This window comes from Cupriavidus sp. 09_S30 (assembly GCF_056930435.1).
The window spans coordinates 4,255,485-4,280,229 of the sequence record NZ_JBXOWI010000001.1; the positions used below are offsets into that span (position 1 = coordinate 4,255,485).

Sequence of the window (24,745 nt, forward strand, 5' to 3'; positions counted from 1 at the left end):
CTGATGGTGAACGCGGCGACAGCCGGAATCGCCGGGTCGCCGCGTGCCGGTCAGTATAGCAATGGCATGCTTCGGCCAGATTTCAAAAAGTGTGACCGACGGTGTCTGGCGGGTGAGGCGCGGCAGGCGCGCCTTGCGAATGGGGTGGCGTTGCCGCCGGGTGGGTCGCGCTGCCGGGAGGGCGTTGCCGGCAGCGTGCTGGCCGAAAAAAGACGCCGGCGAGGCGTTGCGCAGTGGCGTGCTGCGTTCCGCCCCGCCGGCGCCGCGGGTGAATCAGGGCGGGCGCAGGTGGCGGCCGCCTGTCGCCTGCCGCCGCCCGCCCCGTGCAACCTGCCTTCGTATCGATCAGGCGGAGGCAGGCTCCGCCGCGCGCACGCAGGCAGCGTGGCCGGCCTGCGCCGTCGCGGCCACGGCTGGCGGGCCCGGGATCTCCGCTACGCGCAGCAGGTTGGTGGTGCCGCCCTCGCCGAAAGGCATGCCGGCGGCGATGGCGATCTGGTCTCCCGGATTGGCGAAGCCCTCGGCCACGGCCGCGCGGGTGGCGGCTTCCACCATCTCATCGACGCTCTGCACATCGGGGCTGACGGTGGAGTGCACGCCCCAGGCCAGCGCCAGGCGCCGCGCGATCTCCGGATGCGGCGTGATGCTGAGGATGGGCGCGCAGGGTCGCTCGCGCGCCGCCCGCAGCGCGGTAGCGCCGGAGGATGTGTAGGCCACGGTGGCGGCCGCGCCGATGATGTGCGTAACCTCGCGCAGCGCGGCGCAGATCGCGTCCTGGCGCGTTGCCAGCGGCGCCTCGTGCTGCGCATCGAGGAGGTTCCGGTAGAGCGGGTCGCGCTCCACCTCGCCGATGATGCGGTTCATCATCGCCACCGCCGGCACCGGGTGGCGGCCGTTGGCCGACTCGGCCGACAGCATCACCGCGTCGGCGCCGTCGTAGATGGCGCTGGCCACGTCGGAGGCCTCGGCGCGCGTCGGCACCGGCGACTCGATCATCGATTCCAGCATCTGCGTGGCGATCACGATGGGTTTGCCGTGCTGGCGGCACAGGCGCAGGATGCGCTTCTGCACGCCGGGAACGCGCTCGGGCGGCAGCTCCACGCCGAGGTCGCCGCGCGCCACCATGATGGCGTCGGACACGCGCACGATCTCTTCGAGCTGCTGCAGCGCGGCCGGCTTCTCGATCTTGGCCAGCACGCCGGCGCGCGTGCCGATCAGCTCGCGCGCCTCGACGATATCGGAGGGCCGCTGCACGAAGGACAGCGCGATCCAGTCGACGCCGAGCGACAGCGCGAACGCCAGGTCCGTGCGGTCCTTGGCGGTCAAGGCGGGAATGGGGATCACCGCGTCGGGCACGTTGACGCCCTTGCGGTCCGACAGCGTGCCAGTATTGACCACACGCGTGGCGATGCTGCCGCTGGCCACCGCTTCGATGCGCAGCTGCACCTTGCCGTCGTCGATCAGCAGCGACTGGCCCGCGCTGGCCGTGCGGAACAGCTCAGGGTGGGGCAGGTGCACACGGCTGGCGTCGCCCGGCGTGGGATCGCTGTCGAGCACGAAGGCGTCGCCCGCCTGCACGGCCACCTTGCCCGCGGCGAAGGTGCCGATGCGCAGCTTCGGTCCCTGCAGGTCGGCCAGGATCGCGATGGGCCGGCCGCGCTCGCGCTCTACTGTGCGCACGGCGTCGTAGCGGCGCTGGTGGTCCTCATGGCTGCCGTGGCTGAAGTTCAGCCGGAACACATCGGCGCCGGCATCGAACAGTTGCCGGATCACCTCGATGTCGGTGCTCGCCGGCCCGAGCGTGGCCACGATCTTGGCTTTGCGCTGGCGTCTCATCTTGCTCTCTCCTCCAATCCCCGGAGCGCGCCCTCGCGCCCCGTTCGAACTTTTCTGGCCCGGCCGTACGGCCGGATCGATACGCACCGCGGATCAGGTGATCAAGATCGCGCGGAAGTCGTTGACGTTGGTGCGCGTGGGGCCGGTGACGATCAGCTCGTCGAGCGCGGCAAAGAAGCCGTAGCCGTCGTTGTCTGCCAGGCGCGCGCGCGCCGACAGCTCCAGCGCGGCCGCGCGCGCCAGCGTGTCGGGGCCGAGCAGCGCACCGGCGTTGTCCTCCGAGCCGTCGATGCCGTCGGTGTCGCAGGCGATGGCATGCACGCCGGGCAGCCCGTCCAGCGCCACCGCCAGCGCCAGCAGGAACTCCGCATTGCGCCCGCCGCGCCCGTTGCCGCGCACCGTCACCGTAGTCTCGCCGCCGGATAGCAGCACGCAGGGCTTGTCGAAGGGCTGGCCGCGCTGCGCGATCTGGCGCGCGATGCCGGCATGCACTAGCGCCACATCGCGCGCTTCGCCCTCGATGCAGTCCGACAGGATGTGCGCCGCCAGGCCAAGCTCGCGCGCGCGTGCCGCTGCTGCTTCCAGCGACTGCTGGGCGCTGGCCAGCGTGACGCTGTGGTGGCCGTCGAAACGCGGGTCGCCGGGCTTGGGCGTCTCGCCGGCACCGCTCTCCAGGTGGGCGCGCACCTGCGCGGGGACATCGATGCCGTATTTGGCAATGACGGCCAGTGCGTCGGCGCAGGTAGTGGCATCGGGCAGCGTGGGGCCGCTGGCGATCAGCGCCGGGTCGTCGCCCGGGATGTCGGAGATCAGCAGCGTGTGCACGCGCGCCGGCGCGCACTGCAGCGCCAGGCGGCCGCCCTTGAGCGCCGACAGGTGCTTGCGCACGCAGTTCATCTCGGCAATGCTGGCGCCGCTCCTAAGCAGCGCCTTGTTGACCGCCTGCTTGTCCTGCAGCGTCAGGCCGGGCGCGGGCGCCGCCAGCAGCGCAGAGCCGCCGCCCGAGATCAGGCACAGCACCAGGTCATCCGCCGTCAGGCCCTGCACCAGTTCCACCATGCGCTGCGCGGCGCGCTGGCCGGCCGCGTCGGGCACCGGATGGGCGGCCTCCACCACCTCGATGCGATGGCACGGCGCGCCGTGGCCGTAGCGCGTGACCACCAGGCCGGAAAGCGGCCCGGACCAGTGCGCCTCGACCGCCTGCGCCATCGCGGCAGCGGCCTTGCCCGCGCCGATCACCACCGTGCGGCCCTTGGGCGGGGCGGGCAGGTGTTGCGGCAGGCAGTGGCCGGCGCTGACGGCTGCAACCGCCGTGTCGAACAGGTCGCGCAGCAGCGCGCGCGGATCGGAGAGGCCGGGGGCGCGCTGGGGTGCCAGCAGCGCGGCCTGGGAAGGGGGGACGAACATGGCGGAATCCGGTTGCGGTGAGGCGATCGCGCCGGCGCACCCGTCGGGGCCGGCGCGGCGCGTTGCTGGCGACTTACTTGCTGCCTTACTTGTCGCCCTTGGCGATGTCGTGGTTCGACATGAGCTCGATGGCGCGGCACAGCGCCGAATGGTCGAGCTTGCCGAAGCCGTTGGCCGCGCAGGTGTTGAACAGCTCCTGTGCGATCGCCGTGTTCGGCAGCGACACGCCCAGCGCCTTGGCACCCTGCAGTGCCAGGTTCAGGTCCTTCTGGTGCAGCTCGATGCGGAAGCCCGGGTCGAAGGTGCGCTTCACCATGCGCTCGCCGTGCACCTCCAGGATGCGCGAGGACGCGAAGCCGCCCATCAGCGCCGCACGCACCTTGGCCGGATCCGCACCCGCCTTGGAGGCGAACAGCAGCGCCTCGGACACGGCCTGGATGTTCAGCGCCACGATGATCTGGTTGGCCACCTTGGTGGTCTGGCCGTCGCCGTTGCCGCCCACCAGCGTGATGTTCTTGCCCATCAGCTCGAACAGCGGCTTGACCTCCTCGAAGGCCTCCGCCGGGCCGCCCACCATGATGGTCAGCGAGGCCGCCTTGGCGCCCACTTCGCCGCCCGACACCGGCGCGTCCAGATAGGCCGCGCCCAGCTTGTTGATGCGCGCGGCGAAGTCCTTGGTGGCGATCGGCGAGATCGAGCTCATGTCGACCACGATCTTGCCGTGCGCGGCTTCCTTGCCGGCCGCCTTGAGCGCCGCGGCCACGCCCTTGTCGCTGAACAGCACGGCGTCCACGTGCGGGGTGTCCGGCACCATGACGATGATGATGTCGGCGCGCTTGGCCACTTCCTCGGCGCTGGTGCAGACCGTCACGCCGGCATCGACCAGGACCTGCGGCGCGGGGTTCACGTCATGCACGAACAGCGTGTGGCCGGCCGCGCGCAGGTGGCCCGCCATCGGCGCGCCCATGATGCCAAGACCGATGAAGCCGACGTTGCGTTGCTTTGCCATGTTGATGTCTCCTGAAGAATGGAAAGAAGAACGAAATGCGAAATCGAAATTCGGTTGAACCCAGAAGGCTCTTGCTAGAGCCCAAGGTTCGAGGTGCACCCAAACCGCACGAACTAGCCAACAGGTGTGCCCCCTCTCCCCTCATGGGGAGAGGGTTGGGGTGAGGGGTGGTCTAGCAAGGCGCCACACCCAATCGAAGCCTTCGGTGTTGTCCAACACGCCGACATCTCAACGAAGCCTTCGGGGTTGTCCAGCACACCGACATCACAATGAAGCCCTCGGTGTTGGCCAACACGTCGCCGCTAGCCAGCGCCTGCCCTCTCCCCCGGCCCCTCTCCCGCAAGCGGGAGAGCAACTGTGTTTCAAGTCAAGGCTGGAGGGCCTGTGAAGCATGCCTGGTTGGATCCCATAGGGCGCCATCCCTGGCCATAGCATTGAGGATGGTCAGCAGCTTGCGCATGCAAGCGACGATCATGACCTTCTTGGGCTTGCCGGCGGCCAGCAAACGCTGCCGGAAAGCCGCGATCGCCGGGTTGTAACGCATCGCCGACAGGGTGGCCATGTAAAGCACCGCCCGCACGTCTGCACGCCCACCCCAGATACATCGGGTCCCCTGGCGCTTGCCGGAATCACAAGCCAGTGGCGCAACGCCAACGAGCTTGCTGATCGCCCGGCGCCCAAGCTTGCCCAGCTCCGGCAGCGCCGCCAGCAATGTCATGGTCGTCACCGCCCCGACACCCTTGACGCTATCGAGCAGCTTGCGCTGCTCCTTGAAGTGCTGCTCGATGTGGTCATCCAGATCCGAGTCGATCTCGGCAATCTGCTTGTCCAGCGTGCGTATCACTGCGCGGATGCTGCGCGCCGTCTTCGGCCCCGCCTTCTCCAGCCGATTGCCTTCGGCCACTCGCATCTCCACCAACTGGCGCCGCCGAATCATCAGCGCCGCCAGCGACTCCCGGTGCGCCTCCAGCGGTGCCGTGAGGTACTTGTGGCGATCCGGATGGCGTGCCAGCACATCGGCAAAGTCGCGCAACCCTCGCGCGTCGATCCGGTCTGTCTTGGCTAACTCGCCCATCGCCTTAGCAAAGTCGCGAGCCTGACGCGGATTCACCCGCGCAACTTCCACTCCTTCTTGCTGCAGCGCCCGTACCAGGCCTCGCTCGTAGCCGCCGGTCGCTTCAACCACAACCAGGTCGACATCGCACGCCTTGAACTTCGCTATCAACTCGCCCCATCCCGACGCCTCATTGCCTACCCGCAGCGACTGATCCATCCAGCAAGCATCAAGATGCTCCTTGGACACATCAATCCCTGCGGTGGGCCGTGGACGCCCGTCATTCGGTTCCCTGCCTTGCGGATGCATATTCAAAATTGGCAACTGTTCGGGTTATACGAAATGGATGAAGCGGACCCGTACGTTGACCACATGCTCTCCCACGAGCTTCAGACTCCGAGGGGTTTCAGGTTTGGCGTACCGGTGGCGAAGTTCCGCCCTATCGACAGCACTGTCCTATAAACCTTTGATCTTTCCTTGGCAATAGGACTGCAAATCCTGGCTTCGATTCGGGCTGATGGAAACATACAAGGGGAGCACACCGGCAGCGTTGTCCGAGGCTCACGCCTCAAGCCGCGTGGCCGTCGGTGCAAACTCACTGCACCCCATGCTCCGCACGCCAGCCCAGCCCCGCCTCGGTGCTCGTCTTCGGCTTGTATTCGCAGCCGACCCAGCCCGTGTAGCCGATCGCATCGAGCCACTGGAACAGGAAGCGGTAGTTCAGCTCGCCGGTGCCCGGCTCGTTGCGGCCCGGGTTGTCGGCCAGTTGCACGTGCTTGATCTTCGGCAGGTGGGCCTTCAGCGTGGCGGCGATCTCGCCCTCCATGCGCTGCATGTGATAGATGTCGTACTGCACGTAGAGGTTGGGCGCCGCGACCTGCTCGATCAGTTCCAGCGCCTCTCGTGTGCGCGAGAGGAAGAAGCCGGGGATGTCGAAGGTGTTGATCGGCTCCACCAGCAGGTCGATCTGTTCCGCGGCCAGCGCGCGGGCGGCGAAGCGCAGGTTTTCCACCAGCGTTTCCTGCGCCTGCTCGCGCTTGACGTTGGGCGGCTGGATGCCGACCAGGCAGTTGAGCTGGCGCACGCCCAGCGCCTTGGCGTACTTGATGGCCTCGCCCACGCCGTCCTGGAATTCGCCGACGCGGTCAGGGTGGCAGGCGATGCCGCGCTCGCCCGCTTCCCACTTGCCGGCCGGCAGGTTGTGCAGCACCAGGTCGAGCTGGAAGCGGTTCAGCCGGTCGGCGATCTGGTCAGCGTGGAAGGCATAGGGAAAGAGGAACTCCACGCCGCGGAAGCCGGCGCGTGCGGCGGCTTCGAAGCGGTCGAGGAAACCGACCTCGTTGAACAGCATGGTCAGGTTGGCGGCAAGTTTCGTCATCTATATCTCCGGATAAGATCCGCGGGTTCGCGCCCGCCGTGGCGGGTGCGCCTGCGTGTTGTGGGCAGCGCCGTCGGGCCGGGCCCTCAGGCGGTCTCCGCCCCCTCGTTGATGATGTCGTCGTCTTCGACGCGGTCTTCGATCGGCTCGAACTCGTTGATGTTGTCGATCTCGGTGCCCATCGCGATATTGGTCACGCGCTCCAGGATCACCTCGACCACCACCGGCACCGAGAACTCGGCCATCAGCTTGCGGGCCTGCGCGAAGGCGGGCTCGATGTCCTCCGGCTTGAACACGCGCAGCGCCTTGCAGCCCAGGCCCTCGACCACCTTGACGTGGTCCACGCCGTAGCCGTCGAGCTCGGGCGCGTTGATGTTGTCGAAGGCGAGCTGCACGCAGTAGTCCATGTCGAAGTTGCGCTGCGCCTGGCGGATCAGCCCGAGGTAAGAGTTGTTCACCACCACGTGGATGTAGGGCACATTGAACTGCGCCGCCACGGCCAGCTCCTCGAGCATGAACTGGAAGTCGTAGTCGCCCGAGATGGCCACCACATCCGAGTCGGGCGAGGCCACCTTGACGCCGATCGCCGCCGGGATGGTCCAGCCCAGCGGGCCGGCCTGGCCGCAGTTGATCCAGTGGCGCGGCTGGTTGACCGACAGGAACTGCGCCGCGGCGATCTGCGACAGGCCGATGGTCGACACATAGCGCACGTCGCGCGGGAAGTAGCGCTTCATCTCACGGTAGACGCGCTGCGGCTTGATCGGCACGTTGTCGAAGTCGCTCTTGCGGTGCAGGGTGCGGCGGCGCTGCTGCACTTCGGCCACCCAGTCCTTGCGGCAGGGCAGGCGGCCGGCCATCTTCATCTCGCGCGCCACCTCGACGAACAGCGCCAGCGCGGCCTTCGCGTCAGACACGATGCCCAGGTCCGGTCCGAACACACGGCCGATCTGGGTGGGCTCGATGTCCACGTGCACGAATTTGCGGCCCTTGGTGTAGACGTCGACGCTGCCGGTGTGACGGTTGGCCCAGCGGTTGCCGATGCCCATCACGAAGTCGGAGGCGAGCAGGTTGGCGTTGCCGTAGCGGTGCGAGGTCTGCAGGCCGACCATGCCGGCCTGCAGCGGATGGTCGTCGGCCAACACGCCCCAGCCCATCAGCGTGGGCACCACCGGCACGTCGACCAGCTCGGCGAATTCGACCAGCAGCTCGCTGGCGTCGGCATTGATCACGCCGCCACCGCAGACGATCAGCGGTCGTGCCGCGCCGTTCAGCATGGCGATGGCCTTCTCGATCTGCGCGCGCGAGGCGGCCGGCTTGTAGGGCTCGAGCGGTTGGTAGGTGTCGGGGTCGAATTCAATCTCGGCCACCTGCACGTCGAAGGGCAAGTCGATCAGCACCGGACCAGGACGGCCGGAGCGCATCAGGTGGAAGGCCTGCTGGAACACCTGGGGCACCAGCGCCGGCTCGCGCACGGTCACGGCCCACTTGGTCACGGGCTTGGCGATCGACTCGATGTCCACCGCCTGGAAGTCCTCCTTGTACAGCCGCGCGCGCGGCGCCTGGCCGGTCACGCACAGGATGGGGATGGAGTCGGCCCAGGCCGAGTACAGGCCGGTGATCATGTCAGTGCCGGCCGGGCCCGAGGTGCCGATGCACAGGCCGATATTGCCCGCGGCCGCGCGGGTGTAGCCCTCGGCCATGTGCGAGGCGCCTTCCACGTGGCGTGCCAGCACGTGGCTGATGCTGCCGGCCTTGCGCATGGCCGAGTAGAAGGGGTTGATGGCGGCGCCGGGCACGCCGAACGCGGTTGTGATGCCCTCTTTTTCCAACACGGCGATGGCCGCGTCGACTGCTCTCATCTTCGGCATGCTTGTCTCCAAAGGTCCGGATTAGTGGATTTCGTTTCGGGACCAATGTATTCCCGCAAGTCCGTCCGGATAAAGGGAGGCAGCGTCTATTGATTCGATACCAGGAGTACACAATGAGAGTGGGCTCGGGATGCTGCCATGCAGCATCGGCGGCGTGGCACGCCGTTTCGATACGTTTTCGTGAGGGGGAGTCAACCGGCGCGGCGGTGAAGCCCAGCGCGCCAGTCGAAGCCGGCAGGCTGCGCCAACACCGTGAGCCAAGCACGAGGTCTCGGCTCCCTCTCCCCTCAGCGGGAGAGGGTTGGGGAGAGGGGTGGTCTAGCAAGGCACCACAAACAACGAAGCCGACGGTGTGATCCCGCACGCCAAGGCAATGACGAAGCCGACAAGATGCGCCAGCACCGCTGGCCAAGCATAGTGTCCTGGCTCCCTCTCCCCTCATGGGGAGAGGGTTGGGGAGAGGGGTGGTCTAGCAAGGCACCACACCAAAACGAAGCCGCCGGTGTGATCCAGCACGCCAAGGCAAGCCGAAGCCGACAGGATGCGCCAGCACCATTGGCCAAGCACAGTGTCTTGACCCCCTCTCCCCTCAGGGGAGAGGGCCGGGGTGAGGGGTGGTCTAGCAAGGCGTCACAAACAACGAAGCCGGCGGTGTGATCCAGCACGCCAAGGCAATGACGAAGCCAATGGTGTGGTCCAGCCCGTCGCCGCCAGCAAGCGCCAACCCCTCTCCCGCAAGCGGGAGAGGGGAGCAAACAGCCGGTACAGTAAAGACCGTTGTGCTGGCACCGCACAGTGTGCGGCCTACCCCCGCAAGAACGTCTGCGCCAGCCTCACCCAGCAAGCCGCGCCCAGCGGCAGCACCTGGTCGTTGAAGTCATAGCCCGGGTTGTGCACCATGCAGCCGCCGAACTCGCCCTCGCCGTTGCCGAGGATCAGGTAGCAGCCCGGCACCGCGTTCAGCATCCAGGCGAAGTCCTCGCTGCCGTTCAGGCCCTTGGGCGCCTGCGTGACCACCTTGTCCGCGCCGACCAGCTCGGCGCAGACCTGCTGCGCCAGCTGTGTCTCGGCCTCGGTGTTGACCATCGGCGGCGTCAGCTGGCGATAGTCGATGTGCGCTTCCACGCCGTGCGCCTGCGCGGTCAGCGCCACGATCTCGCGGATGCGCTGCTCGACCAGCGCTCGCGTCTCGGGCCGGGCCGCGCGCACGTTCAGGCCCAGCGTGACGGATTCGGGAATCACGTTGTGGGTGGCGCCACCGCGGATGAAGCCCACCGACAGCACCGCGGTGTCGTCCGGCGCCACGTTGCGCGCCACCACCGTCTGCAGCGCAGTGACGACGGCCGCTGCGGCGGCGATCGGATCGCGCGCCCGGTGCGGCATGGCACCGTGCCCGCCCACGCCCTTGATGGTCACGTCGGCCACGTCGGACGACAGGCTGACCGGGCCGGGCAACACACGGAAGGTGCCGGCTGGCACACCGGGCATATTGTGCAGAGCGAACACGGCATCGCAGGGGAAGCGCTCGAACAGGCCGTCCTCGATCATCGCGCGCGCCCCGCACAGGTTCTCCTCGTCGGGCTGGAAGATCAGGTTGAGCGTGCCGTCGAAGTCGCGGCTGTCGGCCAGCGCCTTGGCCGCGGCCAGCAGGATGGCGGTGTGGCCGTCATGGCCGCAGGCGTGCATCTTGCCGGGTGTCTTGCTCGCATAGGGCAGGCCGGTGTTTTCGACGATGGGCAAGGCGTCCATGTCGGCACGGATGCCCAGGCGGCGCTTGCCGCTGCCGAGCTTGAGCTGGCCGACCACGCCGCTCTTGCCGATGCCGGTGTGCACCTCGTAGCCCCAGCTCTCCAGCAGCGTGGCCACCAGCCTGCTGGTGGCGCCGACCTCGAAGCCGAGCTCGGGCTGTGCGTGGATCTGGCGGCGGATGCCGATGAAGGTATCGGCGTCGATGCGGATGTCGGGCAGCAGGTGCGGCAGCAGTTGGAACGGCGTCAGCGTGGGTTCACGTGTCATGTCTTCTCCTTCGCCGGCAGGGCGGCCTTGGGTATCGCTATCGGTATCGATATCGGGTCAGTCGGCGCGATGCTCGCGGATGGTGAGGATGGTCAGCAGCGTCACCAGGCCGCAGGCCATCATGTAGAACGCGGGCGCCAGCGGGTTGCCGGTGCGCGCCAGCATCCAGGTCACGACGAACTGGCAGGAGCCACCGAACACGGTCACGCCGATGGCGTAGATCACCGACAGGCCGCTGGCGCGCACCCTGGTCGGCAGGATTTCCATCAGCACCAGCAGCATCGGCGTGGAGCCGAGGTAGAGGCTGGCCGTCAGCATGGCCGACAGGCTGAGCACCAGCGGCACGCTGGGGTAATGCGTCATCAGCCAGAAGGCGGGATAGAGCGACACCAGCGTGAACAGCATGGCGCCCACCACCAGCGGCTTGCGGCGCGGCAAGCGGTCCGCGAGCCAGCCCGACAGCAGCGAGGCCGCCAGGCAGACGAAGCCGGTGACGCAGCCCGACAGCAGCGACAGCGAGGGCGGCAGGTGCAGCTCGCGGATCATGTAGGTGGGCATGAAGTAGACCACCAGATAGGTGCCGACGGTGCCGCCGATGATGGTCAGGATGCCCTTGACCACCAGGCCGCCATGCTCGCGGAACAGCGTGCCGAGCGGGCTCGGCGCATGGGCCGGGGCGGCGTGGGTTTCATCGAGGTGGCGGCGGATGTAGAGGCCCACCGGCGCGATCGCCAGGCCGAGGAAGAAGGGCAGCCGCCAGCCCCAGCTTTCCAGCGCGTCCTGCGGCAGCGTACCGTACAGCACGGCCGCGGTCAGCGCGCCCAGCAGGGCCGCGATGCCCTGGCTGCCGAGCTGCCAGCTGATGCGGAAGCCGCGCCCCTTGATGCCGCCGGCCTCCATCAGCATGGCGGTGGAGGCGCCGATCTCCCCGCCGAGGGAGAAGCCCTGCAACAGGCGGCCGAGCACGATCATCACCGGGCCGAAGGCCCCCGCGTAGGCATGGGTCGGCGCCACCGCCAGGCACAGCGTGCCGGCGACCATCAAGCCGATGGTCAGCGTCATGGCAGCCTTGCGGCCGTGGCGGTCGGCGTAGTTGCCGATCACGAAGCCGCCCAGCGGACGCATCACGAAGCCGATGCCGAAGGTGGCCACGGCCAGCAGCAGCGAGCCATAGGCGCTGTCTGCGGGAAAGAACAGCTTGCCGATCAGGATCGCGAAGAAGCTGTAGACGGTGAAGTCATACATCTCGAGCGCGTTGCCGATGGAGCAGGCGGCGATCAGCCGGAACTGGCTTTGCCGCGCACCGGCTGCGCCCGGTGCGGCGGGCTGCGCGATGGCGGCGCCTGTGGCGCTCAGGGTGGCGTCGTTCATGTCGGATCTCCAGGAACGGTGGAGGGGGGACAGGATCCGTGCAGCAGGCCGCAGCCGGCTTCCGGGTTGTGGGGCCGGCGAGGCCGGGTCGACCAATATTCGGATAAGCGGAGCAGGGCGAAAAATCATATATTTTCATCCTGATAACCAAATAGAATCGCCGTCATAACCAGTGCGTTCGGACCATCCGTACAACTACCGATCGGCACCGCAACGGAACCGCGCGCACAGCCGTGGTGCGCGGCAAGGAGGAGCATGAAACTGCATCAGCTGCGCATCCTGCTGGCCGTGGCGCAGCACGGCAGCATCCACGAGGCCTCGCGCAGCCTCCATGTATCGCAGCCGGCACTATCCAAGGCCATCGCCGAACTGGAGCGCGAGTTGGGTGTGACGCTGATGTCGCGCTCGGTGCGCGGCGTTAGCCTGACCGCCTACGGCCTGGCGCTGGTCAAGCGCGCCAGCGTGGTGGAGCAGGAGCTGCGCCACGCGCTGGAGGACATCGAGGCCATCCGCGGCCACGCCGAAGCCCAGCTCAACATCGGCTTCACCGCGGTGGCGTCGAGCGGGCCGCTGCCCGAGGCGATCGCCGCCTTCCGGCAGCGCTTTCCCAATGTGGAACTGTTTGCCTACGAGCTGCGCCCGCAGCAGATCCTGGAAGGACTGCGCGAAGGGCGCCTCGACCTGGGCCTGATCTCCACCAACAGCGGGCCCGGCACCGGCGCCTTCCAGTGGGAGCCGCTGTTCTCGGTGGGCATGTCGCTGGCGGTGCGCCCCGGCCATCCGCTGCGAAGGGTCAGCCGGCTGCGCCCCTTGCTCGATGCCGACTGGCTGACGCTGGACCCCCTCGACGATCCCGGCAGCCCGCTGCCGAGCCTGATGCGCCTGCACCGCCTGGACATGCCGCGCCGCATCGTGCAGAGCGCCTCCAACCTGCTGGGCGTGCAACTGGCCGCCCGCACCGACCTGATCAGCATGTGGTCGGACTTCGTCTTCCATGGCACCGGCGGCCCGCTGCGCCTGGTGCAGGACTCGCTGGTGCAGTTGCCGATGCGCGACGAGCTGCCCGACTTCCGTGTCTTCCTGGTCTACCGCTCGGCCGACCTGATGACGCAGGCCTGCGCCGAGTTCAGCAAGGAGGTGCGCCACCGCGCCACGCGCATGGTGCCGCCGCGCGTGGCGGCGCGCAGCGGCGGCCGTCCGGCGGCCTGAAGCCCTGCGCAGCGCCGGCCGCGCGCATCCGCCGTATCTTCGACATCGCGGCGCAAGCATGCCGGCCCGGCCCCGATGGCCCACAATGGCGTCGAGGAGACTAAGCAGACATGGATAAACTCAAACAGATCGAGGCCTTCATCGCCGTGGTGGAGCACGGCAGCATGGCGGCAGCGGCGCTCACCCAGGACGTCACGCCGGTGATGATCGGACGGCGCATCAACGCGCTGGAAGCGCGCATCGGCGTCAAGCTGCTGCACCGCTCCACGCGCCGCATCGTGGTGACCGAGCAGGGCGCCGTCTTCATGGAGCAATGCAAGAAGGCGCTGGCCGACCTCGACCGCGCCGAGCTGCTGATCGCCGAGGGCAAGCACAAGGCCACCGGCCACCTGATCGTGTCGGCGCCGGCCGCTTTCGGCCGCAAGCACGTGGCGCCGCATGCGCCCGCTTTCCTGGCCGCCAACCCCGAGGTGCAGATCTCATTCAACCTGACCGACCGCGTGGTCGACCTGGTGCGCGAAGGCTATGACGTGGGCATTCGTATCGGCGGCGCCATCGACCCCAACTTCGTCGCCATCAAGCTGGCCACCAACAAGCGCGTGGTGTGCGGCACGCCGGCCTATTTCGCCAGGCACGGCGTGCCGCAGACGCTGGACGACCTGGCCCAGCACAACTGCCTGGCTTTCAACCTGCAGGGCGGGCAGCAGCGCGGCTGGTATTTCCGCCAGAACGGCAAGACGGTGACGGTACGCGTGAACGGCAACCTCGATTGCAACGACGGCGAGCTGCTGCACCGCTGGACCGGCGAGAGCCTGGGGCTGGGCTGGCGCTCGACCTGGGAAATCCTGCCGCAGCTGGAGAGCGGCGAACTGGTCACCGTGCTCGACGAGTACGCGCTGCCCGACTACGACATCCTCGCGGTGTACCCGCAGCAGCGCCCGGTGCCGGCCAAGATCCGCTTCTTCATCGAGCACCTGAAGACGCAGTACGCGCAGCCGGGCTACTGGACCGGCCGCACGGAGACCTAGCCATGGCGGCGATGGAAGCGGTGGCAGCGATCGCAGCGGCGCTGGCAGCCGATGCGGTGCTGGTACTCCACCTCGCCTTCATCGCCTTCGTCGCGGCGGGCGCGCTGCTGCTGCTGCGCTGGCCGCGCCTGGCCTGGCTGCACCTGCCGGCGCTGGCCTGGGCCGTGCTGCTGGAATGGAACGGCTGGATCTGCCCGCTGACGCCGCTGGAGAATACGCTGCGCCATGCCGCAGGCCAGGCCGGCTACAGCGGCGGCTTCATCGCGCGCTACCTGCTGCCGCTGATCTATCCGGCCGGGCTGACGCCGGCCATCCAGTGGTGGCTGGGCACCCTGGCAGTGGCGCTCAATCTGGCGCTGTACGCGCTGTGGTGGCGCCGCCGCCACGCGCGCGGGCGGCGCTAGGCGGGTGCCGCCGTTCTGGCGCGGCACCCGGCTTCGCGGTGGTTCAGCCCTCGGCCGGCACGAAGCGCGGCGCGCGCTTCTCCATATTGGCCAGCACGGCCTCGCGCTGGTTGGCGCTGCCGATCAGCCGTTCCTGCTCAACCGATTCCGCCAACAGGATGGCGCCCGCGTCCCCGCCGGCCGCCACCTGCATCAGCCGCTTGGCGGCGCGGATTGCGTCGGGGCTCCTGCCCGCGATCTCGCGTGCGGCAGCGAGCGCCGCCGCGCGCGGGTCCTCGACCACGCGCGTGGCCAGGCCGAGTTCGCAGGCCTCGGTGCCGCTGACAATGCGCCCGGTGTAGATCAGCTCGCGCAGCACATCGTCGCGCACCAGGCCGCGCGTCAGCAGCATGCCGGCCATGTCCGGCACCAGGCCCCACTTGATCTCCATCACCGACAGCTTGGCATCGGCGGTGACGTAGCGCAGGTCGGCGCCCAGCGCCACCTGCAGCCCGCCGCCGAAGGCCACCCCATGCACCGCCGCGATCACGGGCACCGCCAGCTCGCGCCAGACGGTGCAGGCATACTGCGGCGCGTTGCTGATGCCGTGCGTGCGCGGCGCCAGCCGGCCCATGCTGCCGCCCTGGCCAGGCTCCTTGCCGGCGAGGCCGGACATGCTCTGCATGTCCAGCCCCGCGCAGAAAGCCTTGCCCTCGCCGGACAGCACCACCGCGCGCAGGTCCGGCTCACGTGCCAGCCGCATGCCGGTATCGACCAGCGCAGCGAACATGGCCGGGTCCAGCGCGTTCATCTTGTCGGGGCGGTTGAGGCGGACCTCCGCCACGCCGTCCTCGATGGTCAGCGCGATGCGCTGACTGCCTTCTGCACTCATCTGCGTTTCCTCTTTCGTTGTCCTTGTCCTGTCATGCCGGGCCTGCCGCCTGCTCAGGCCGCGCGCGCGCTGGGCAGCACGTAGTCGCGGAACTGCTCGCGCAGCCTGACCTTGAGCAGCTTGCCGGTCGCCGTGTGAGGCAGGCTGTCGACGAAGGCGACATCGTCCGGCACCCACCACTTGGCCACCTTGCCGGCCACGAAGGCCAGCAGTTCGTCGGCACTGACGTCCTGCCCCGGACGCTTGACGATAACCAGCAGCGGCCGCTCCTGCCACTTCGGATGCGACACGCCGATCACCGCGGCCTCGGCCACCGCCGGATGGCCCATGGCGGCGTTCTCCAGGTCGATCGACGAGATCCACTCGCCTCCGGACTTGATCACGTCCTTGGCGCGGTCCACCAGCTGCAGGTAGCCGTCCGGGTCGATGTTGGCGACGTCGCCGGTGTCGAACCAGCCTTCGGCGTCGAGCGCATCGCCCTGCGCCTTGAAATAGGCCGAGGCGATCCACGGCCCGCGCACCTTAAGCCGGCCGAAGGCCACGCCGTCATGCGGCAGCGCGCGGCCTTCGTCGTCCTCGATGCGCAGTTCCACGCCCCACACCGCGCGGCCCTGCTTGGTCTTGATCTTGAGCTGCTCGTCCGCCGGCAGCGATTCCAGCCGCGGCAGCAGCGTGTTGATGACACCAATCGGGCTGGTCTCGGTCATGCCCCAGCCCTGCACCACGCGCGCGCCGAACTGATTCTCGAAGCGCTCGACCATCGCCGCCGGCGCCGCCGAGCCGCCCACGCCGGCGATCTTCAGGCCGAGCGCGCGCGGGTCGATGTCGGGATGCGCGTCCAGGTACTGGAACAGCATCAGCCAGACCGTGGGCACCGAGGTGGAGAAGGTCACACGCTCGTCGCGCAGCAGGGTGTAGACGCTTGCGCCGTCCAGGTGCTGCGCGGGCAGCACCATCTTGGCGCCGGTCATGGCGCAGGCGTAGGGCATGCCCCAGGCGTTGGCATGGAACAGCGGCACCACCAGCAGCACGCTGCTGTCGACGCCCACCGAGAAGGTGTCGGCCGAGCAGGCCTTCAGGCTGTGCAGCACGGTGGAGCGGTGCGAGTAGAGCACGCCCTTCGGATTGCCCGTGGTGCCCGACGTGTAGCACAGCGACGACGCGGTGCGCTCGTCGAACTGCGGCCATTCGTATTCCTCGCTGCTGGCCGCGAGCAGATCCTCGTAGCACAGCAGGTTGGGCAGGTCGAGCGCCGGCATGTGGGCGCGATCGCACATGGCGACGAAATGGCGCACGGTGCTCAGCTTCGGCGCCAGCTTCGCCACCAGTTCGGCGAAGGTGGTGTCGAAGAACAGCACGCTGTCCTCGGCGTGGTTGATGATGTAGTCGATCTGCTCCGGGAACAGCCGCGGGTTGACCGTGTGCAGCACCGCGCCCGAGCCCGACACGCCGAAGTACAGTTCCAGGTGGCGGTGGGTGTTCCAGGCCAAGGTGCCCACGCGGTCGCCCTCACGCACGCCCAGGCCGCCCAGCGCATTGGCCACGCGCTTGGCGCGGCGCTCGACCTCGGCATAGTTGGTGCGCACGGTGCCGCCCTCGACCGTGCGCGACACGATCTCCTGGTCGGGATGGTAGGCCGCGGCGTACTCGATCAGCGAAGAAATCAACAGCGGTTGGTCTTGCATGAGGCCCAGCATGATGTGCGTCTCCTTGTCTTGTGGTGGCGCCGCACCCGGTGGCCGGCGCAGGGCGTGCAGGACGGTGCGTTCAGCGCCCCTTGAAGGCCGGCGCGCGCTTCTCCAGGAAGGCCGCCACGCCCTCGCGGAAGTCTTCGCTGCGGCTGGCCTTCGATTGCAGCGTCGCCTCCAGCTCGAGCTGGGCCGGCAGGTCGTTGCGCATGCTTTCGTTGAGCGCCTGCTTGATCAGGCCGTACGCGAAGGTGGGGGACTGCGCCAGCTTGCGGGCCAGCTTGCCGGCCTCGTCCTGCAGCGCAGCGTCCTCGTGCACCTGCCACACCAGGCCGATGCGATGGGCGTCCTCGGCGCTGATCTTGTCGGCGAGGATGGCCAGCGCGCGGGCGCGCATCTCGCCGGCGTAGCGCGGCAGGAAGTACGTGCTGCCGGCATCCGGCACCAGGCCGATCTTGGAAAAGGCCTGCAGGAAGCTGGCGCTGCGCCCGGCCAGCACCACGTCGCCGGCCAGCGCCAGGCTCATGCCGGCGCCTGCGGCCACGCCGTTCACCGCGCTGACCACCGGCTTCGGCATATTGCGCAGCGCCAGGATGATCGGGTGATAGCGCTCGCGCAGCAGCGTGCCGGAGTCGGCCAGCGCACCGCCGCTGCCTGCAGCGCGGTCGGCAAGGTCGGCACCCGCGCTGAAGCCGCGGCCGTTGCCGGTCAGCACCACCGCGCGCACGGCGTCGTCGGCGGCGGCACGCTCGACCGACTCGCGCAGCGCGCGCATCAGGTCGGCGTTCAGCGCGTTCAGCACGTCGGGGCGGTTCAGGGTAATGGTCGCCACGCCGTCGGCGAAGTGATAGAGCACGGGCGAAGTCATGGGGTCTCCTGGTTGGGGAAGCGGTTGGTTCGGATCAGGCGCGCGGCGGCGGGTTCAGCGCATCGGCCGAGGCGTCGCCCAGCTTGCTGCCGCCGTCGCAGTCGACGATGGTGCCGGTGATGTAGCGTGCGTTGTCGCTGCACAGGAACAGCGCGGTATCGGCGATGTCGCTCTTGCTGCCGTAGTCGCGCAGCGCCAGGCGGGCCTTGTAGCGGCGCTCCATCTCGGGCGTGGGAGCGAGGCGGGCCATGCCCTCGGTGTCGGCGATCGGGCCGGGCGAGATGCCGTTGACACGCACGCCGGCCGGGCCCCATTCCATCGCCAGGCACTTGATCATCATGTTGATGCCGGCCTTGGCGGCGCAGGCATGCACTTGGAACATCATGGCGTTGACCGCCTGCGGCGCCGTGATGGCGAGCAGCGAGGCGCCCGGCTTGTTGAGGTGGGCGAAGCTGGCGCGGAACACGTTGAAAGTGCCGATCAGGTCGATGTCGACCACGGTCTTGAAGCCGTTGGCGGACATGCCCAGCGCCGGCGCCAGGAAGTTGCCGGCGGCGCCGGAGATCACGATGTCGATCGCACCCAGTTCCGCCTGCGTGCGCGCCAGCGCGGCGTCCACCGCGTCGAAGTCGCGCACGTCGGCGGCGATGCCGAGCGCGGTGCCGCCCGCGTCGCGAATGGTGGTGGCGGCGGCCTCGATGCGCGCCGGGTCGCGACTGATCAGCCCGACCTTGGCGCCCGCGCGCGCCAGCGCCTGTGCGATGCCGAGGTTGATGCCGGACGAGCCGCCGGCGACGAATGCCGTCTTGCCGGCGAGTACGTTATCCCTGAATGCGTTGGACATGCGCTTCCCTTCCTCTGGATGGATCAGACAACATGGATTGGACAACGAAATCGAGGGGGATGGCTCGTCGCTTCCGACGAGCGCAGTTCATGCGCGGCCGGCCGGCGCCGCGTGCGAGGGAATCGGCATGCTTGTCTCCTGTCTTGTCATGATGCGTGCCTCTGTGGCGCGGGCCGCTGGTCTGCCGTGGGCGGCACATGGCCGCAGGCTGGCGACATCGTAACCCGAAGCGGCCCGTTGTTCACGCGTGCACTGCACAATGGCTTACGGCGACTGGAGAAACAATGGCTGGAGGGGAGGGGAGGGAAGTCACCGGCGTGGTACGCCGGCGGCCGCAAGGCGGCGCCTCAAAGAAAAAGGCCCGCACCCATTGCGGTGTGCGGGCCGCCCTATAAGGGCACGACTGCCATGAAGCGCGCCCCCGCAGCTACATGGCGATGCCATCATCGCCCGCCGCGGCCCGGCGCGTCTTGACCCAGGTCAAGCGGCCTGCTCGGTAGCGGCGTCAGGCGAGCAGGGCGGCGACCAGGTCCTTGCCCCTGGCGGCCGGCACCTCCTCGAAATGCAGGGCGCCTTCCACATGCCCAAGATGGTCGACCATCAGCGCCACGGCGCGTTCGGTGTCGCCGGCGCGAGCCGCCTCGATGAACTCGCGGTGCTCTGCGGAGGAGCAGGCCGCATCCCGGCGCGACTGATACAGCATCGTGATGACCGCGCTGCGCGTCGACAGCTCGCGCAGCATCTCCGTCAGCACACCATTGCCCACCACTTCGGCCAGCAGGATGTGAAAGTCGCCCAGCAGGCGCGTGCGCAGCTGCGCATCGCTGCCGGCCAGCGCCTTCTTCTCCGCCGCCAGATGCCGGTCGATGCGCTTGTAGTCGGCGGCGCTGGCATGCGCCACGAACTCGCGCGCCAGCGCCGCTTCCAGGATGCGGCGCACGGCGAACACCTCGCGCGCCTCCTCGGCGCTCGGCTTGGCAACGAAGGCGCCCTTGTCCGGCACGATCTGGATGACCTTGTCCTTGGACAGCATCAACAGCGCGGCGCGCACCTTGGTGCGGCTGACGCGGTAGACGCTGGCCAGGGCCTCCTCGCGCAGCTTGGTGCCCGGCGGCAGGCGGTGCGAGACGATCGCGGCGACGATGTCTTCGGCGATCGCTTCTGCGGTCATGTCGGGATCGATATGCTCGGGCATGTGGGTGCGCGCTTGGGGGAATGCCGAGATTCTAGCGCTAGCGCCCCGTAATGGTCTCGGGCAGCGCCGGCGCGGGCTCGGCGGGCATGGGCGGCGACAGGCCCTCGTCGAGTTCGCTGGCCTGCACCCGGCCGTCGAGCACGGCGTGGGCGCGTTCGCGGTCGATGTCCTTTTCCCAGGCGGCCACCACCACGGTGGCCACGCAGTTGCCGACCAGGTTGCCCAGCGCGCGGGCGATGCCGATGAACCAGTCCACCGACAGCACCAGCACCAGGCCGATGGCGGGGATGGCAGGGTGCGCCGACAGCGTGGCGGCCAGGATCACGATGGCCGAACCGGGAATGCCGTGCGCGCCCTTTGAGGTGATCAGCGCCACGGCGAGGATGCCGAGCAGGTCGCCGAAGGCCAGCGGGGTGTTGGTGGCCTGGGCAATGAAGACCGCGGCCAGCGTCAGGTAGATTGAGAAGGCGTCGAGGTTGAAGGAGTAGCCGGTGGGAATCACCAGGCCCACCACCGACTTCTTGATACCCATGAACTCCAGCTTCTTCATCACCTGCGGCAGCACGCTGTCCGAAGAGGCCGTGCCCAGCACCACCAGCAGCTCGGCGCGCAGGTAGCGGATCAGCTTCAGCACGGAGAAGCCGCACAGGCGCATCACGGTGCCGAGTACCACCAGGACGAAGATCGCCACCGCGCCATAGAACAACACGACCAGGAAGCCAAGCTGCTTGAGCGAGCCGATGCCGTACTTGCCCACGGTGAAGGCGACCGCGCCAAGCACGCCCAGCGGCGCGAGCTTGATGATGAAGCCCATCATCTTGAACAGCGTGTGGGAGAAGGTATCGATCAGCGCCACCAGCGGGCGGCCGCGCTCGCCCACCAGCGACAGCGCGCAGCCGAACAGCACGGACACCAGCAGCACCTGCAGCACGTCGCCGCTGGTGAAGGCGCCCATCACGGTGTTCGGGATCAGCTTGAGCAGGAAGTCGACCGCACCGGAACTCTGCATCTTCTGCGCGTTCTCGATGTAGGCGGCCATGGCCGAGGCGTCGAGCGAGCGCGGATTGACATTCATGCCGGTGCCCGGCTCGAACACGTAGGCCAGCACCACGCCCAGCGCCAGCGCGATGGTGGTGACGGCCTCGAAGTAGACCACCGCCTTGATGCCCACGCGGCCCACCTTCTTCAGTTCGCCGGCACCGCAGATACCGGCGACCACCACGCAGAACACGATGGGGCCGATCAGCATCTTGATCAGCTTGATAAAGGCGTCGCCGAGCGGCTTGAGCTTGGCGGCGAACTCGGGGGCGAGCAGGCCGAGCGCGGCGCCGATCACCAGGGCGATCAGGACCTGGCCGAACAAGGAGCGGGTGAAGCGGACGTGGAACGGTGCGCCCTGGCCCTTGCCGGACAGGCCGGAGCCGGGGCGCGACTGGTGTGCGTGCTGCATGGTTGTCTCCATCTCGGCCAGTCCATGCGTGGCTGCGTGGCGCCCGCGTGGCTTGCCGTTTTATCTATGTCGGTGATGCCGGCCGCACGGACCGGCCGGCTTGGCACGCCTGGCCTTGCTTCCGGTGGCAGGAAGCCGGGCCCGCGGGGTGCCGCTCCTGTTGGGGCGGAACCCACGCAATGCGCTCGCCGGACCGGATTGTCCGCGGCGCATTGTCGGCGCGTGCAGGCCAATATAGTGCATATCATTTTTGTATGCAATTTTTGAATTCACTGTGCTAACATGAATCGCACAGAATAGAGAGCCAGGGCTCGCGGGCGCATGCCCCGGGGCCGCCGCCCGGCGCACCGCCGGACGACCGAACAGGCTCGGCACGGTGCTTGCGTCCGGCACGCCGTCGCATCCACGCACTTCAGCAGGAGACACGCATGGCAGCATCCCCGTCGCCGGCCGGCGAGACCGGCACGCGCATCATGGCCTGGGCCGATGCCCTGGCCGTCCATACCGAGCAGCCCGGCTTGCTCACCCGTACCTACCTGACCGAGGCCCACCGCGGCGCCGCCGCGCAGCTCGCGCAGTGGATGGAGGAGGCCGGCATGCAGGTGCGCCGCGATGCCGCGGGCAATGTGATCGGTCGCTACGAGGGCCTGCAGCCCGGCGCGCCGGCACTGCTGACCGGCTCGCACTTCGACACCGTGCGCGACGCCGGCCGCTATGACGGCAACCTCGGCGTGCTGCTGCCGATCGCCTGCGTGGCCGAGTGGCAGCGCCAGGGCAAGCGCTTCCCCTTCGCCATCGAGGTGGTCGGCTTCGCCGAGGAAGAGGGCGTGCGCTTCAAGGCCACGCTGCTGGGCAGCCGCGCCATCGCCGGCACCTTCGACACCAAGGTGCTCGACAACCTGGACGATGACGGCCGCAGCATGCGCGACGTCATGCGCGCCGCCGGCTTCGAGCCGGACAGGCTGCCGGGCGCCGCGCACGCGCGTGACCAGGTGCTGGGCTTCATCGAGGTCCATATCGAGCAGGGCCCGGTGCTGCTCAACGAGAACCTGCCGCTGGGCGTGGTCACCGCCATTTCCGGCGCCAGCCGCTTCCTGGTCGACCTCGAAGGCCTGGCGGGCCACGCCGGCACCGTGCCGATGGACATGCGGCGCGACGCCGCCATGGCCGCGGCCGAGATCGGCCTCTACATCGAGCGCCGTTGCAGCGGCACGGCGGGCCTGGTCGGCACCGTCGGCCAGTTCAACGTGCCCAACGGCGCCACCAACGTGGTGCCCGGGCGCGCCCAGTTCTCCATCGACATCCGCGCCGGCGACGATGCGGTGCGCCAGGCCGCCGTCGCCGACGTGCTGGCCGAGATCGAACGCGTCTGTGCGCGCCGCAAGGTGCACGCCCAGGTGCGCAAGACCCACGAGGCGGCCAGCGTGCCCTGCGCCCCGTGGCTGCAGCAGCAATGGGCCGACGCCATCGCCCGCCAGGGCCTGCCGGTGCGCCACCTGCCGTCCGGCGCCGGCCATGACGCGATGGCCATCGCCGCGCTTGCCGACGTCGCCATGTTGTTCGTGCGCTGCGGCAACGGCGGCATCAGCCACCATCCCACCGAGACCATGACCGCCGCCGACGCCGAGCTGGCCGCGCGCGTCTTTTCCGACTTCGTCGAGCATTTCACGCGGCCGCAATGAGCGTCCCGCCTTGCGGCGAAAGTGTCCTACCATCCCCAGAACAGCACGAGTAAACCTATGACCGCCCGAGACAATATGAGCGTCCAAGACTCCACACTGATCCAGTTCATCGACCAGCACCGCCCGCAGCAGGAGGCCTTCCTGGCCGAGCTGGTCAAGGTGCCGTCGGACAACCCGCCGGGCGACTGCGAGGCCCACGGCAAGCGCGCCAAGGTGCTGCTCGAAGGCCTGGGCTTCCAGGTCGAGGCGCACCAGGTGCCGGACGACAAGGTCAAGGCGGCGGGCATGATCAGCGCCACCAACCTGATCGTGCGCAAGACCTTCGGCAAGGGCGGCCCGACCATCGCCATGAACGCCCACGGCGACGTGGTGCCGCCGGGGCTGGGCTGGACCAAGGATCCGTACGGCGGCGAGATCGCCGACAGCGAGCATGGCCCGGTGATGTACGGCCGCGGCGTGGCGGTGTCCAAGTCGGACTTCGCCACCTACACCTACGCGGTGCTGGCGCTGATGGAGGCCGAGAAGCAGGGCGCGCAGATCAACGGCACGCTCGAGCTGCAGTTCACCTATGACGAGGAGACCGGCGGCGACATCGGTCCCAAGTTCCTGCTCGACGAGGGGCTGAGCAAGCCCGACTACGCCATCTCGGCCGGCTTCTCCTACGGCATCACCTCGGCCCACAACGGCTGCCTGCACGTGGAAGTGACGGTCAAGGGCAAGCAGGGCCACGCCGCCATGCCGCACACCGGCATCGACGCCATCGAGGCCGCCACCCACATCCTGCAGGCCATCTACGGCCTGCGCGCGGAGTTGGCCAAGCGCAAGTCCAAGGTGCCGGGCATCGATACCGCCACGCTGAACGTCGGCCTGATCAAGGGCGGCATCAACACCAATGTGGTGCCCGACCTGGTCACCTTCCGCATCGACCGCCGCATGATCCCCGAGGAACTCGGCTTCGACGCGGAAGGCGAGATCCGCGCCGTGGTCGAGCGGGCCGCCAAGGACCGTCCGGGCATCGAGGTCAAGGTCGAGCGCATCATCCTGGCCGAGCCGCTGTCCGAGCTGCCCGGCGTGGAGAAGCTGATCGGCGCGCTCAAGGGCCGCGCGGAAGCCGTCTTCGGCGTCGATATCCCGGTGCATGGCGTGCCGCTCTACACCGATGCGCGCCACTACACCGCACGTGGCATCCCCACCGTGCTGTACGGCGCCGGCCCGCGCACGCTGATGGAAGCCCGCGGCCACAACTCCGACGAGAACCTGCGCCTGAACGACCTGAACCGCGCCACCAAGGTGGTGGCGCTGGCGCTGTCCGACCTGATGTCCTGATCGCCGCTCCGCCGCCGTGCGGCGGCCACCGGCAGGAAGCCCGCATGCGCGGGCTTTTTTTTGCGCCGGGCGCAGGAGTAAGTACGCAGGGCCGCGCACGGTGGTGCTGGCGCGTGATGCACGACATTCCCCGGATTGAATGTCATCGCGCTACACCGGCACATAACATTTATCCCAAGAATAGTGTGAGATGACTCTTGCTGCCCGGCAGGCGGACGCCGCGCCACATCGCCCGGTCAGC

19 protein-coding genes are annotated in these 24,745 nt (G+C 68.5%); 5 read left to right on the forward strand and 14 right to left on the reverse strand.

The annotated features are described in order from the left end of the window. Positions 1–345 precede the first annotated feature (345 nt). From pyk to AC1Z3O_RS19805, 8 genes are all read right to left on the reverse strand, one after another. Positions 346–1,836: a pyruvate kinase gene (pyk, locus tag AC1Z3O_RS19770; protein WP_483517389.1), complete on the reverse strand. Its 1,491-nt coding sequence runs from the start codon at positions 1,834–1,836 to the stop codon at positions 346–348. 93 nt (positions 1,837–1,929) lie between these two features. Then, positions 1,930–3,243 (reverse strand): glycerate kinase type-2 family protein, encoded by a 1,314-nt coding sequence (locus AC1Z3O_RS19775; RefSeq protein WP_483517390.1) that lies wholly within the window; start codon positions 3,241–3,243, stop codon positions 1,930–1,932. Positions 3,244–3,328: 85 nt separating this feature from the next. After that, positions 3,329–4,252, reverse strand: coding sequence for a 2-hydroxy-3-oxopropionate reductase (glxR, locus tag AC1Z3O_RS19780; protein ID WP_483517391.1), 924 nt, complete (start codon positions 4,250–4,252; stop codon positions 3,329–3,331). A gap of 367 nt (positions 4,253–4,619) precedes the next feature. Then, the gene (locus AC1Z3O_RS19785) at positions 4,620–5,615 is read right to left on the reverse strand and encodes an IS110 family RNA-guided transposase (protein WP_483515946.1); all 996 of its coding nucleotides are present in this window, start codon (positions 5,613–5,615) and stop codon (positions 4,620–4,622) included. Between the two features lie 286 nt (positions 5,616–5,901). Then, complete coding sequence (gene hyi, locus AC1Z3O_RS19790) at positions 5,902–6,684, reverse strand: hydroxypyruvate isomerase (RefSeq protein ID WP_483517392.1); 783 nt, start codon at positions 6,682–6,684, stop codon at positions 5,902–5,904. Between the two features lie 86 nt (positions 6,685–6,770). After that, a complete protein-coding gene (gene gcl, locus AC1Z3O_RS19795; RefSeq protein WP_483517393.1) occupies positions 6,771–8,552 on the reverse strand; it encodes a glyoxylate carboligase in 1,782 nt (593 codons plus the stop codon). 804 nt (positions 8,553–9,356) lie between these two features. Continuing rightward, positions 9,357–10,568 carry a M20 aminoacylase family protein gene (locus AC1Z3O_RS19800; RefSeq protein WP_483517394.1) on the reverse strand — a complete coding sequence of 404 codons (1,212 nt, stop codon included), beginning with the start codon at positions 10,566–10,568 and terminating at the stop codon, positions 9,357–9,359. Between the two features lie 57 nt (positions 10,569–10,625). Continuing rightward, positions 10,626–11,939 carry an MFS transporter gene (locus AC1Z3O_RS19805; protein WP_483517395.1) on the reverse strand — a complete coding sequence of 438 codons (1,314 nt, stop codon included), beginning with the start codon at positions 11,937–11,939 and terminating at the stop codon, positions 10,626–10,628. Positions 11,940–12,194: 255 nt separating this feature from the next. Between AC1Z3O_RS19805 and AC1Z3O_RS19810 the strand changes: the two genes are divergently transcribed. The 3 genes from AC1Z3O_RS19810 (at position 12,195) to AC1Z3O_RS19820 (ending at position 14,580) form a co-directional block, all read left to right on the forward strand. After that, positions 12,195–13,148, forward strand: a complete 954-nt coding sequence (locus AC1Z3O_RS19810; RefSeq protein ID WP_483517396.1) for a LysR family transcriptional regulator — start codon at positions 12,195–12,197, stop codon at positions 13,146–13,148. 110 nt (positions 13,149–13,258) lie between these two features. Then, positions 13,259–14,176, forward strand: coding sequence for a LysR family transcriptional regulator (locus AC1Z3O_RS19815; protein ID WP_483517397.1), 918 nt, complete (start codon positions 13,259–13,261; stop codon positions 14,174–14,176). A gap of 2 nt (positions 14,177–14,178) precedes the next feature. Next, positions 14,179–14,580 carry a DUF2784 domain-containing protein gene (locus AC1Z3O_RS19820; protein WP_483517398.1) on the forward strand — a complete coding sequence of 134 codons (402 nt, stop codon included), beginning with the start codon at positions 14,179–14,181 and terminating at the stop codon, positions 14,578–14,580. A 43-nt stretch (positions 14,581–14,623) separates the two neighbouring features. On the opposite strand, the gene AC1Z3O_RS19825 is transcribed toward AC1Z3O_RS19820, so the two are convergent. The 6 genes from AC1Z3O_RS19825 to AC1Z3O_RS19850 all read right to left on the reverse strand — a co-directional run bounded on the left by AC1Z3O_RS19825 (position 14,624) and on the right by AC1Z3O_RS19850 (position 21,496). Beyond that, positions 14,624–15,451: a crotonase/enoyl-CoA hydratase family protein gene (locus tag AC1Z3O_RS19825; protein ID WP_483517399.1), complete on the reverse strand. Its 828-nt coding sequence runs from the start codon at positions 15,449–15,451 to the stop codon at positions 14,624–14,626. A 53-nt stretch (positions 15,452–15,504) separates the two neighbouring features. After that, complete coding sequence (locus tag AC1Z3O_RS19830; RefSeq protein WP_483517400.1) at positions 15,505–17,148, reverse strand: 3-(methylthio)propionyl-CoA ligase; 1,644 nt, start codon at positions 17,146–17,148, stop codon at positions 15,505–15,507. Positions 17,149–17,218: 70 nt separating this feature from the next. Then, entirely contained in the window at positions 17,219–18,007 is a 789-nt protein-coding gene (locus tag AC1Z3O_RS19835) for an enoyl-CoA hydratase-related protein (RefSeq protein WP_483517401.1), read from the reverse strand. Between the two features lie 34 nt (positions 18,008–18,041). Further along, positions 18,042–18,851 (reverse strand): SDR family oxidoreductase, encoded by an 810-nt coding sequence (locus AC1Z3O_RS19840; protein WP_483517402.1) that lies wholly within the window; start codon positions 18,849–18,851, stop codon positions 18,042–18,044. Positions 18,852–19,356: 505 nt separating this feature from the next. Next, positions 19,357–20,046 carry a GntR family transcriptional regulator gene (locus AC1Z3O_RS19845; RefSeq protein ID WP_483517403.1) on the reverse strand — a complete coding sequence of 230 codons (690 nt, stop codon included), beginning with the start codon at positions 20,044–20,046 and terminating at the stop codon, positions 19,357–19,359. 37 nt (positions 20,047–20,083) lie between these two features. Beyond that, complete coding sequence (locus AC1Z3O_RS19850) at positions 20,084–21,496, reverse strand: C4-dicarboxylate transporter DctA (RefSeq protein WP_483517404.1); 1,413 nt, start codon at positions 21,494–21,496, stop codon at positions 20,084–20,086. 428 nt (positions 21,497–21,924) lie between these two features. Between AC1Z3O_RS19850 and AC1Z3O_RS19855 the strand changes: the two genes are divergently transcribed. Together AC1Z3O_RS19855 and AC1Z3O_RS19860 are read left to right on the forward strand one after the other, a co-directional pair. Continuing rightward, positions 21,925–23,178: an allantoate amidohydrolase gene (locus AC1Z3O_RS19855; protein WP_483517405.1), complete on the forward strand. Its 1,254-nt coding sequence runs from the start codon at positions 21,925–21,927 to the stop codon at positions 23,176–23,178. Positions 23,179–23,235: 57 nt separating this feature from the next. Next, the gene (locus tag AC1Z3O_RS19860; protein WP_483517406.1) at positions 23,236–24,504 is read left to right on the forward strand and encodes a M20/M25/M40 family metallo-hydrolase; all 1,269 of its coding nucleotides are present in this window, start codon (positions 23,236–23,238) and stop codon (positions 24,502–24,504) included. Positions 24,505–24,745 lie beyond the last annotated feature (241 nt).